Genomic DNA, 11,107 nt, shown 5'->3' on the forward strand with positions numbered 1-11,107 from the left:
CCCAAGGATCTAGCGGGTCACCGCCAAGCGCCCGACCAGCGGTAACTTGGCCGTGATCGCGAACACTGGCGCCGTCCAGCGCATCAGCACCGCACTTCCCTTGGCCGCCAGCGGCGTGTAGCAGCTCCAGCCCAACGCCAGCACCGCCATCAGCAGCCCGCCGATGTAGTCATCCTGCCCCCAGTGGGCACCGGCCACCAGGCGCGGCAACATGAACAAAACCGCCAACCCCCAGACCACCAGGTACTGCACCAGGCGGCGGCTGAACACGCTCATGAACAGCGCCCAGACCAGCAGCACCGAGGCATGATCGCCCGGGAAACTCTTGCTGGAACGGTCCTTGAGCTCCCAGACCGCCTCCAGGTTCGGATAGTAGTCGCTGAGGTGCACCACCTCGTCGAACATCATCGAAGGGCTCTTGTGCTGCCAGCCGGCTGCATCCACCCACTTGGAAAACAGCGCGCGAATCACCACTAAGAGGATTAGCGTGACCAGGAAGCCGAAAAAGGCCTGGCGCACCTGGGTTGCCTTGAACACCCAGTCGCCACGGATAAGCACTGCCAGAAGGATCAGGCCGACGACGATGTCGAATGGGCGCAGGCTACCGACGGTCCAGATGTAGCGCCAGGTGGTGTTGTCGGCCAGCGGCGCATTCAGGCTGTGGAATAGCCACTCGTCGAAAGTCAGGCACAAGATCTGGCCAATGGGCCATAACCAGAAACACAGTAGAGCGATAGGAAGCAGCGTACAGGCTGCCAATGGCCCCCAGGACCACCTTGCTTGGAACAGTGGTCGATTGTCCATAAAATACCTCTATTGCAAACAGGAATCGGAGCGCCTTGTGAGCGCTCTGTCACGGGTTCTCGCATGTTTTCCGACAACCCTTGTAACCATTTTGTCATCATTTTTCAGATAGCCAAAACCTATGAGCGACTTGCCTGATACCGATTTCACCCAACGTTTCATCTTCGACGAGCGCGATGTGCGCGGCGAGTGGGTGTCTCTCGATGACAGCTACGCCGCGGTGCTGGCGCGTCATGAGTACCCACAGCCGGTGCAGGCACTGCTGGGCGAGCTGATGGCCGCCACCGCCTTGCTGGTGGGGGCGCTGAAGTTCGACGGCCTGCTGATTCTGCAGGCGCGTTCCGCAGGGCCGATCCCGCTGTTGATGGTCGAATGTTCGGGTGACCGGGACATCCGTGGCATGGCCCGCTACGAAGCGGACCAGATCCCGGCGAATGCGACCCTGTCGCAGCTGATGCCTGACGGCCACCTGACCCTGACCATTGATCCAGTCAAGGGCCAGCGCTACCAGGGCACTGTCGACCTCGACGGCGCCACCCTGTCGGAGTGCTTCACCAACTACTTCGTCCAGTCGCAACAGCTCAACACGCGCTTCTGGCTCAACGCCGAAGGCGGCAAGGCCCGTGGCCTGCTGCTGCAGCAACTGCCGCGCGATCGCCAGCCGGACGATGAAGAGCGTGAAGAAAGCTGGCAGCATGTTGTGGCATTGGCCACCACGCTCAAGGCCGATGAGTGGGCGCTGGACAACGAAACCCTGTTGCACCGCCTGTACCACGAAGATGCCGTGCGCTTGTTCGATATCCAGCCGCTGCGCTTCAACTGCAGCTGCTCTCGCGAACGTTCCGGCAATGCGCTGGTCAGTTTGGGCGAGCACGATGCCAAGGCACTGGTGGAAGAGTGTGGCGGCCAGGTTGAGATCGATTGCCAGTTCTGCAACGAGCGCTATTTCTTCGACGCCAGCGATGTGGCGCAACTGTTTGCTGGTGGCGGCACTGACGTAGCCTCAGAAACTCGTCACTGAAACGTTTAACTACAGGATAATCTCCTGTCGAATTGCGCAAAAGCGCAGTTCTGACAGGAGGGGCCTACTTTTTTTGGGCGTTTCTGGCATAATCCGGCCACTTTTTTCGCTGTAGTAGTTTTTTCAAGACAACTACAAAACGTTTGGAGCACTCGGCCTCGGGCCGGATGGGGTATCTCATGACGCAAGCCAAAAACACCGTGTACACCGACCTGAGCGTCGATGAGCTGGTAAAAGAAGCGCTGCAACGCGGTGAAGGCGTACTAGCCGATACTGGCGCACTGGTCGTGGAGACTGGTCACCGTACAGGCCGTTCGCCGGCTGACCGTTTCATCGTCGAAGAACCTTCCACCCAGGATGCCATTGCCTGGGGCCCGATCAACCGCAAGTTCCCGGCCGACAAGTTCGATGCCCTGTGGGACCGCGTCGAGGCGTTCAACAACGCCCAGGATCACTTCGTTTCCTACGTTCACGTAGGGGCGGCCGCCGAGCACTACCTGCCGGTGAAGATGACCACCCAGACTGCCTGGCAGAACCTGTTCGGTCGTTGCCTGTTCATCAACCCGGAGCAGTACAACCCGGCTGGTCGTGGCGAGTGGCAGGTCCTCAACGTCGCCAACTTCGTGTGCGAGCCTGAGCGTGACGGCACCAACTCCGATGGTTGCGTGATCATCAACTTCGCTCAGAAGAAGGTTCTGATCGCTGGCATGCGCTACGCCGGCGAAATGAAGAAAGCCATGTTCTCGGTACAGAACTTCCTGCTGCCGGCTGCCGACGTACTGCCGATGCACTGCGCCGCCAACATCGGCGAAGCAGGCGATGTAACCCTGTTCTTCGGCCTGTCCGGCACCGGCAAGACCACCCTGTCGGCCGACGAAAGCCGTTACCTGATCGGTGACGACGAGCACGGCTGGGGCGAGGGCGTGGTCTTCAACATCGAAGGCGGCTGCTACGCCAAGTGCATCGACTTGTCCGAGAAGAACGAGCCGGTCATCTGGAAAGCCATCAAGCATGGCGCCGTGCTGGAAAACGTCGTTCTCGACGCCAACAAGCACGCCGACTACACCGATGTCAGCCTGACCCAGAACAGCCGTGCGGCCTACCCGCTGGAGCACGTTGCCAAGCGTTCCGAAGCGAACCTGGGCGGCGAGCCGAACGCAGTCATCTTCCTGACCTGCGACCTGACTGGTGTACTGCCGCCGGTTTCGATCCTGAACAACGAGCAGGCGGCCTACCACTTCCTGTCCGGCTACACCGCGCTGGTCGGTTCCACCGAAATGGGTTCGGGCAGCGGCATCAAGTCGACCTTCTCCACCTGCTTCGGCGCCCCGTTCTTCCCGCGCCCGGCTGGCGAATACGCCGAGCTGCTGATCAAGCGTATCAAGGGCTTCGACTCGAAGGTCTACCTGGTCAACACCGGCTGGACCGGCGGTGGCTACGGCGTTGGCAAGCGCTTCAGCATCCCGACCACCCGTGCCGTGATCGCTGCGATCCAGAGCGGCGCGCTGATCGGTGCCGAAACCGAGCACCTGGACATCATCAACCTGGACGTGCCTAAGGCCGTTCCAGGCGTTGATACCGTGCTGCTCAACCCGCGCACCAACTGGGCTGACAAGGCTGCCTACGACGAGGCTGCCAAAGGCCTGGCCAAGCTGTTCATCGAAAACTTCAAGAAGTTCGAAGTTTCCGACGCCATCAAGGCCGCTGGCCCGCAGCTGTAAGCTGAGCTTGCCGGTAACGAAAAGGCCGCCCCAACGGGCGGCCTTTTCGTTTTCTACTGCCTGTACCGGCCTCTTCGCGGCTAAAGCCGCTCCTACAGGTACTGCACTGCATTCAACGTTGGTGGTGTACCTGTGGGAGCGGCTTTAGCCGCGAAGAGGCCGGCACAAGCAGCGGGAAACCGGTTTTTCTGTTTCACTGTCAGCATTCATTGCGAAGACAAGAGCCAGCCAGATGACCGAATCCCCTCAGCGCACTGCCTTCTCCCACTTCCACCCCATCCTCACTCGCCCCCAGGACAATGACCTGAATGGCCACATCGCCGGTGCCACCGTGCATGGCTTTTTCGAAACCGCCATCCAAGCGTTCCTCGTCGAACAGGCCGAACTGGACCTGCGTGACGGCGAGCTGGCGGCCTTCGTGGTCAGTTCGGCGGCGGATTTCTACGCACTGCCCGGCTTCCCGGATGTGCTGGAAGTGGGGCTGGGGGTGATGCGCCTGGCGGGCAGCACGGTGGAGTACCGCCTGGCCCTGTTCCGCCCAGGGGAGCCGGAGGCGTGTGCGGCAGGCACGGTGGTGCAGGTGTTCATCGAACGCGCCAGTGGCCGGCCGGTGGCATTGCCAGAGACGCTGCAGGTGATCCTGTCTGGTGTACTGCTGGAACAGCAGGCATAAAAAAGCCCCGCTGGCAGGGGCGGGGCTTTTGTTGCCGGGGCAGGGCCCTCAGGCGTTAGTCGCGCCAGTGGCGCTTGTGCTTGCGATGGCCGTAATGATGGCCACGGTCCCAGTGGCGGCGGTCGTCGTCATAGCCACGACGGTAGCGGCGGCCTTCGTGGTAATCGTCTCTGTCGGCCTCCTTACCCATGTAGTTACCCAGTGCGCCACCGGCACCACCGCCGGCTGCCGCGCCAATGTAGCTACCGGTAGTGCCGCCCACGGAGCGGCCGACCACGTTACCGCCTGCTGCGCCCAGCGCGCCGCCGATTGCGGCTTCCCCACGCTGATGCTTGTCGGCACCCAAGGCACCGCCAGCCGCGCCGCCCAGGCCGGCACCAATGGCGCCGCCGGTGCTACCACCGATGGAGTTGCCCACCACGGAGCCCAGTACCCCACCCAATGCGCCGCCAATGCCGGCCTCGGTGGTGCCGCCTGCCATGGCAACGCCGCTGAGCAAGCTGAAAGACAACAACAGTATCGAGGAGTACTTCTTCATCAAGAGAGCCTCATTAGGATGACGGGGCGATTTTTGAGCCTTACAGGCGCGGCTGGCAACGGAAATCCGACGAGTAACACGAGTTGTACACAATTCTCTAACTTACTGTATTTACTGTGAAACTTTATCGTTTTTTCGCTGTCAGAGACCTTTATGACGAAGCCCTGAACCTTGATGGAACAGGGCTTTTTTCGTTTTTGGCGGCATGGCTGCCGGCCTCTTCGCGGGTGAACCCGCTCCTACAGGGATACCACCGCTCTCAGACCTTGAGTTACCTCTGTAGGAGCGGGTTTACCCGCGAAAAGGCCAACACCATTCCTACAGGATGCGCCCGTCATCCCGCGCCCGCTCCAGTTTGATGGCAATGAACTTCGACGTCGGCGTATGGCTGCCATCGCCAATGCTTTCCAGCGGCACCAGCGGGTTCACCTCCGGGTAGTACGCCGCCGCCTGCCCGGCCGGGATGTCGAAGGCCAGCAGGGTGAAGCCATGCACGCGGCGTACATGCTCATCCCCCCACAACGACACGATGTCGACCTGCTGCCCAGGCTGGAAGCCCAGGCGGATGATGTCGGCTTCGTTGGCGAACAGCACCTCGCGCTGGCCACGCACGCCACGGTAGCGGTCGTCCAGGCCGTAGATGGTGGTGTTGTACTGATCGTGCGAGCGCATCGACTGCATGATCAGGTCTGGCACCTGGCCGCTGGCGCGTACACGCTCGTCGAGCAGCGTGTCGGGCAGCAGGTTGGCCTTGAAGTTCGCGCGGCCGGTGCTGGTATTCCATTCGCGGCTGGCGGCGCTGTTGCCCAGATAGAAACCGCCCGGCTCGCGCAGGCGCTGGTTGAAGCCGCTGAAGCCGGCGATGGTGTCGCCGATCAGCTCGCGGATACGGTCGTAGTCAGCCACCAGCCAGTGCCAGTCCACGGGCTTCTTGCCCAGGGTGGCGGCGGCGATACCGGCGATGACCGCCGGCTCCGAGCGCATCTGCGTCGACAGCGGCTTCAGCTGGCCATTGGAGGCGTGGACCATGCTGAACGAGTCCTCTACCGTTACCGCCTGTGGCCCTTCTGCCTGCAGGTCGATGTCGGTGCGCCCCAGGCACGGCAGGATCAGTGCCTGCTTGCCGTGCACCAGGTGGCTGCGGTTGAGCTTGGTGCTGATGTGCACGGTCAGCTCGCAGTTGCGCAGTGCCTGGGCGGTGCGCTCGGTGTCTGGCGTTGCCTGGGCGAAGTTGCCGCCCAGGCCGATAAATACCTTGGCCCGGCCGTCGAGCATGGCGTGGATCGCCTCGACGGTGTTGTGGCCATTGTGCCGGGGCACGGGGAAGCCGAAGCGCTGCTCGATGGCGTCCAGCAGGGCCACCGGCGGGCGCTCGTTGATGCCCATGGTGCGGTCACCCTGCACGTTGCTGTGGCCACGCACCGGGCACAGGCCTGCGCCTGGCACGCCGATATTGCCGCGCAGCATCTGCAGGTTGACGATTTCCTGGATGGTCGGCACCGAGTGGCGGTGCTGGGTAATGCCCATCGCCCAGCACATGATCACCCGCTTGCCACGGCAGTACATGCGCGCGGCCAGTTCGATATCGGCCAGCGCCAGGCCGGACTGGGCCTGGATGTGCTCCCACGGGGTGGCATCCACTACCGCCAGGTAGTCATCGACGCCATGGCCATGTTCGGCGATGAAGGCGTGGTCGAAGACTGCCGGTTCGCCGTTGGCCTGGGCTTCGCGTTCCCATTGCAGGACGAACTTGGCCATGCCGCGCAGCAGCGCCATGTCGCCGCCCAAGGCCGGGCGGAAGAATGCGGTGTTGGTCGGCCGGTCGCTGTTGGTCAGCATTTCCAACGGGTTCTGCGGGTGCTGGAAGCGCTCCAGGCCACGTTCCTTGAGCGGGTTGATGCACACCACTTGGGCGCCGCGTTTTACCGCATCGCGCAGCGGGTCAAGCATGCGCGGGTGGTTGGTACCGGGGTTCTGGCCCCAGACGAAAATCGCATCGGCGTGTTCGAAGTCATCGAAGGTGACGGTGCCCTTGCCGACCCCGACGCTTTGCCCCAAGGCCACGCCGCTGGCCTCGTGGCACATGTTCGAGCAGTCGGGGAAGTTGTTGGTGCCGTAGGCCCGCACGAACAGCTGGTACAGGTACGCTGCTTCGTTGCTGGCGCGCCCCGAAGTGTAGAACTCGGCCTGGTCAGGGCTGGCCAGCTTGTTCAGCTCGCGAGCGATCAGGGTGAACGCGGCGTCCCAGCTGATCGGCTGGTAGCGGTCGCTGGACGCGTCATAGACCATCGGCTCGGTCAGGCGCCCCTGGTACTCCAGCCAGTAGTCGCTCTGCTGCAGCAGCGAAGTGACGCTGTAGCGGGCGAAAAAGGCGGCATCGACGCGGCGCTTGGTCGCCTCCCAGTTCACTGCCTTGGCACCGTTCTCGCAGAACTTGACCATGCCGCTTTCCGGCGAGTCGCCCCAGGCGCAGCCGGGGCAATCGAAGCCGCCGTTCTGGTTGGTCTTGAGCAGCGCGCGAATGTTCTTCAGCGCGTTATCGCTGCCAACCCAGGCCTTGGCCACGCTGCGCAGCGCGCCCCAACCACCGGCGGGGCCGTGGTAGGGCTTGTAACGAGGTGGAGAGGCTGGGGCGTTGTCCGGGAGGTGTTGGTACGAGGTCACGACTGTTACGACTCCGCCGCTGGGCTGTAGACCCGCGGTGCGCTGTGCTTGGGCAGATGGATAAGGTTGAGGTTGTGCTTGCGCGCCCATTGCAGGGCAAGGCCGGTGGGCGCCGACAGGCTGACCAGGGTCTGGATACCGGCCCGCAGCACCTTCTGGATCAGCTCCAGGCTGCAGCGGCTGGTGACGATGGCCAGGCCACCCTGGCTGTCGATGTCTTGGCGAAGCAAGGCGCCGATCAGCTTGTCGAGGGCGTTGTGTCGGCCGATGTCTTCACGGCCTAGCAGCAGCTCGCCATGGCGGTCCATGAACAGCGCCGCATGCACCGCGCCGCAGTGTTGGCCGAGGGGCTGGAAGGCATCGATGCGCTCACGCAGGCCGACCAACCATTGCGCGGGTGGCAAAGGTGCGCCAGGCAGCTTGGCCAGCTCTGGCAGTGCCTGCTCCAGCGCTTCGACCCCGCACAGGCCGCAACCACTGGTGCCGGCCATTTGGCGGCGCTGGTTTTTCAGGTTCCAGAACGCACGGCTGGAAATCTCCAGGTCGGCGTACATTGCCGAGCCGCTGCCGGAGAGTTTCAGGTCGTAGATTTCCGTTGTGCCTTCGACTATGCCGCTGCCGACACTGAAGCCGACGGCGAAGTCTTCCAGGTCGGTGGGGCTGACCAGCATCACCGCCTGGTTCAGGCCGTTGTAGGCAATGGCCAGGGCCACTTCTTCGGCCAGGGGCGTGCTGTCGCGTCTGGCATCGTTGAGCTGGACGTAATCGTAGGTGTTGCTGGCGGCGGGCATGGTCAAGGGCGATGAGGCCGCGCAGACCGGAGGCTTGCTGTTCATCGGGGCTGACTGTTCATCGGGCTATCGGCAACTTTCAGATAGCACAAGCCTAGGCGTGCGGGCCGGCGGCGTCTAATCGCTAGGGTCTATGCCTTGATAGACCGCGTCGATTGGTCGCATGGGGCGCCAGGAGAAAAGCTGGCCTAGACTGCTGTGTCCGAGGTTTCGCCAACAAGGAGAGCGCTATGAGCTTGTTCAGTTTCGTCAAGGAAGCGGGCGAGAAGTTGATCGACCTGCTGACCCCCGGCAATGCCAATGCCGAAGAGCAACTGAAGAAACACGTGGAAAGTGTCGGCCTGGGCAACCCGAATATCACGGCCACTGTAGAGGGAGACACGATCATCCTCAAGGGTGAGGTGGCCAGCCAGGAGGAGAAGGAGAAGATCATCCTGGCGGCGGGTAACGTCGCAGGCGTTGCCAGTGTCGACGACCAGATCACCGTGACCGGGCCGGTGGCCCAGGCCGCGCGGTTCGTGACGGTGGAGAAGGGGGATACGTTGAGCGCGATTTCGAAGAAGGTGTATGGCGACCCCAACAAGTACCAGAAGATCTTCGAGGCCAACAAACCGATGCTCAAGCACCCGGACAAGATCTATCCGGGGCAGGTGCTGCGTATTCCTGACTGATCTCTGCAGCCTGTACCGGCCTCTTCGCGGGTAAACCCGCTCCCACAGGGATCGCACACAGTTCAGACCTGTGGTGATCCTGTGGGAGCGGGTTTACCCGCGAAAGGGCCTTCACAAGCCTACCAATAATTCCCGGTAATCCTCGACCGCCGCAAACTCTTCGGTATCGCGCGGCCCTGCCTGGCTATCCGGCTGGCGCACCGCCAGCAGATGCCCCACGCCAAACCGTCGCGCACTGCGCAGAATCGCCAAGGTGTCATCAATGAACAGGCTGCGCTCCGGTTCAAAGCCTATGTCCGCCTGCAATGCATCCCAGAACTGCGGGCTTTCCTTCGGGTAGCCGTAGTCGTGCGAGCTGATCAGCCGTTCGAAGTAAGGCGCCAGTTCCACCCGCTCCAGCTTCAGTGACAGCGAATCACGGTGCGCATTGGTGATCATCACCACGCGCTTGCCCGCGTCGCGGATCGCGGCAAGGAAAGTGTCGGCATCCGGGCGCAGGGCGATCAGGTCGGCGATTTCCTGTTTCAGTTCACGGATCGGCAGCCGCAGTTCGCGGCTCCAGAAGTCCAGGCAATACCAGTTAAGCGTGCCGGCATTGCGTTCGAACAGCGGCTGCAGCTCCATTTCCGCCATGGCCCGGCTCACCCCGTGCAGCTCGGCATAGCGCTGGGGCAGGTGGTCCAGCCAGAAGCGGTTGTCGTAATGCAGGTCGAGCAGGGTGCCATCCATGTCCAGCAGGACGGTATCGATGGCGGACCAGGGAAGAACAGGCATGGGAAACTCTCGATCAGTCGGCAAGCCACGGTATAGTAACCCGTTCACGCCAAGGAGCCGCCCCATGCGCCAGAAACCCACCGTCCTCAGCCGCGAAATCGTCGCCAGCAGCCGCCTGTTTCGCGTCGAAGCCGTGCAATTGCGCTTCAGCAATGGCAACGAGCGTACCTACGAGCGCCTGGTGGGCCGGGGTAATGGTTACGGCGCGGTGATGATCGTGGCCATGCTCGATGCCGAGCACGCGGTGCTGGTGGAGGAATACTGCGGCGGCACCGACGAATACGAGCTGTCGTTGCCCAAAGGCCTGATCGAGCCGGGCGAGGACGTGCTGGCGGCAGCCGACCGGGAGCTCAAGGAAGAAGCCGGCTATGGCGCTCGCCAGCTGGAGCACCTTACCGAGCTGTCGCTGTCGCCGGGCTACATGAGCCAGAAGATCCAGGTGGTGCTGGCCAGCGACCTGTACGAAGAGCGCCTGGAGGGCGATGAGCCGGAGCCGATGCGGGTCGACAAGGTTAACCTGCGCGAGCTCTCGGCCCTGGCCATGCACCCACAGTTCACCGAGGGGCGTGCCTTGGCGGCGCTGTACCTGGCGCGTGACCTGCTGATTCAGCGGGGGCTGCTGGAAGCATGAACGACCTGCAACTGATGCACGAAGTGGTCAAGCTGGCCCTGTTGGCGGGCGAGGCGATCTTGCCGTTCTGGCGCGCCGATGTGGCCGTGACCAACAAGGCCGACGATTCGCCGGTCACCGCCGCCGACCTGGCGGCGCACCGGGTGATTGCCGATGGCCTGCTGGCGCTGGCGCCGCAGATCCCGGTGCTGTCCGAAGAGGACTGCAACATTCCGCTGGCCGAGCGTCAGGGCTGGAGCCGCTGGTGGCTGGTCGACCCGCTGGATGGCACCAAGGAATTCATCGCCGGCAGCGAGGAGTTCACGGTCAACATCGCCCTGGTCGAAAACGGCGAGGTGGTGTTCGGCGTGGTATCCATGCCGACCAACGGGCGCTGCTACTTCGGTGGGCGTGGGTTGGGCGCCTGGCGTGCGGAAGCGGGTGAGGCTCCGCAGCCGATCCAGGTTCGCGACGAGCCGCCGGCAGGTGGGCGTTTCACCGTGGTTGCCAGCCGTCGCCATTCCAGCCCGGAACAGGAAGCGCTGTTGGCCGGGTTGGGGGCTGCGTTGGGGGAACTGGAGCTGGCCAATATCGGCAGTTCGCTGAAGTTCTGCCTGTTGGCCGAGGGCAGCGCTGATTGCTATCCCCGCCTGGCACCGACCTCGCAGTGGGATACCGCGGCGGCGCAGGGGGTGGTGGAAGGGGCTGGTGGGGAGGTAATCGGGCTGGATGGCTTGCCGTTCCGGTACCCGGCGCGGGAGTCGTTGCTCAACCCGCATTTCCTGGCGTTGCCGGCAAATGCTGCTTGGCGCGAAGCCTTCCTGAGCCTGATCTGATCGC

11 protein-coding genes are annotated in these 11,107 nt (G+C 62.9%); 6 read left to right on the plus strand and 5 right to left on the minus strand.

Annotated features, from left to right (window positions below):
• Nucleotides 1-9: 9 nt before the first annotated feature.
• Complete coding sequence (locus tag QN085_RS01360) at nucleotides 10-804, minus strand: phosphatase PAP2 family protein (RefSeq protein ID WP_023662013.1); 795 nt, start codon at nucleotides 802-804, stop codon at nucleotides 10-12.
• A 121-nt stretch (nucleotides 805-925) separates the two neighbouring features.
• On the opposite strand from QN085_RS01360, the gene hslO reads away from it, so the two are divergent.
• The 3 genes from hslO (at nucleotide 926) to QN085_RS01375 (ending at nucleotide 4,219) form a co-directional block, all read left to right on the plus strand.
• The gene (hslO, locus tag QN085_RS01365) at nucleotides 926-1,825 is read left to right on the plus strand and encodes an Hsp33 family molecular chaperone HslO (protein WP_013970459.1); all 900 of its coding nucleotides are present in this window, start codon (nucleotides 926-928) and stop codon (nucleotides 1,823-1,825) included.
• A gap of 179 nt (nucleotides 1,826-2,004) precedes the next feature.
• Nucleotides 2,005-3,546, plus strand: coding sequence for a phosphoenolpyruvate carboxykinase (locus tag QN085_RS01370; RefSeq protein WP_013970460.1), 1,542 nt, complete (start codon nucleotides 2,005-2,007; stop codon nucleotides 3,544-3,546).
• 232 nt (nucleotides 3,547-3,778) lie between these two features.
• Nucleotides 3,779-4,219 (plus strand): acyl-CoA thioesterase, encoded by a 441-nt coding sequence (locus QN085_RS01375; RefSeq protein WP_023662788.1) that lies wholly within the window; start codon nucleotides 3,779-3,781, stop codon nucleotides 4,217-4,219.
• 55 nt (nucleotides 4,220-4,274) lie between these two features.
• Here QN085_RS01375 and QN085_RS01380 read toward each other — a convergent pair whose 3' ends face one another.
• The 3 genes from QN085_RS01380 to fdhD form a co-directional block, all read right to left on the minus strand.
• Nucleotides 4,275-4,757, minus strand: coding sequence for a glycine zipper domain-containing protein (locus tag QN085_RS01380; RefSeq protein ID WP_041506304.1), 483 nt, complete (start codon nucleotides 4,755-4,757; stop codon nucleotides 4,275-4,277).
• Between the two features lie 318 nt (nucleotides 4,758-5,075).
• Nucleotides 5,076-7,421: an FdhF/YdeP family oxidoreductase gene (locus tag QN085_RS01385; RefSeq protein ID WP_023661081.1), complete on the minus strand. Its 2,346-nt coding sequence runs from the start codon at nucleotides 7,419-7,421 to the stop codon at nucleotides 5,076-5,078.
• Between the two features lie 5 nt (nucleotides 7,422-7,426).
• Nucleotides 7,427-8,257, minus strand: coding sequence for a formate dehydrogenase accessory sulfurtransferase FdhD (gene fdhD, locus QN085_RS01390; RefSeq protein WP_013970464.1), 831 nt, complete (start codon nucleotides 8,255-8,257; stop codon nucleotides 7,427-7,429).
• Nucleotides 8,258-8,442: 185 nt separating this feature from the next.
• Between fdhD and lysM the strand changes: the two genes are divergently transcribed.
• Entirely contained in the window at nucleotides 8,443-8,883 is a 441-nt protein-coding gene (gene lysM / locus QN085_RS01395; protein WP_023661080.1) for a peptidoglycan-binding protein LysM, read from the plus strand.
• 111 nt (nucleotides 8,884-8,994) lie between these two features.
• Here the strand turns inward: lysM and yrfG are convergent, their stop codons facing one another.
• Nucleotides 8,995-9,657: a GMP/IMP nucleotidase gene (gene yrfG, locus QN085_RS01400; RefSeq protein ID WP_003257447.1), complete on the minus strand. Its 663-nt coding sequence runs from the start codon at nucleotides 9,655-9,657 to the stop codon at nucleotides 8,995-8,997.
• A 64-nt stretch (nucleotides 9,658-9,721) separates the two neighbouring features.
• On the opposite strand from yrfG, the gene nudE reads away from it, so the two are divergent.
• Nucleotides 9,722-10,288, plus strand: coding sequence for an ADP compounds hydrolase NudE (gene nudE / locus QN085_RS01405; protein ID WP_013970466.1), 567 nt, complete (start codon nucleotides 9,722-9,724; stop codon nucleotides 10,286-10,288).
• Nucleotides 10,285-11,103 (plus strand): 3'(2'),5'-bisphosphate nucleotidase CysQ, encoded by an 819-nt coding sequence (gene cysQ / locus QN085_RS01410; protein WP_041506303.1) that lies wholly within the window; start codon nucleotides 10,285-10,287, stop codon nucleotides 11,101-11,103. Before nudE ends, cysQ begins: the two co-directional genes overlap by 4 nt.
• The last annotated feature ends 4 nt before the right edge of the window (nucleotides 11,104-11,107 follow it).

The organism is Pseudomonas sp. M2(2023) (assembly GCF_030263955.1).
GTDB classification, from domain to species: Bacteria; Pseudomonadota; Gammaproteobacteria; order Pseudomonadales; family Pseudomonadaceae; genus Aquipseudomonas; species Aquipseudomonas asiatica.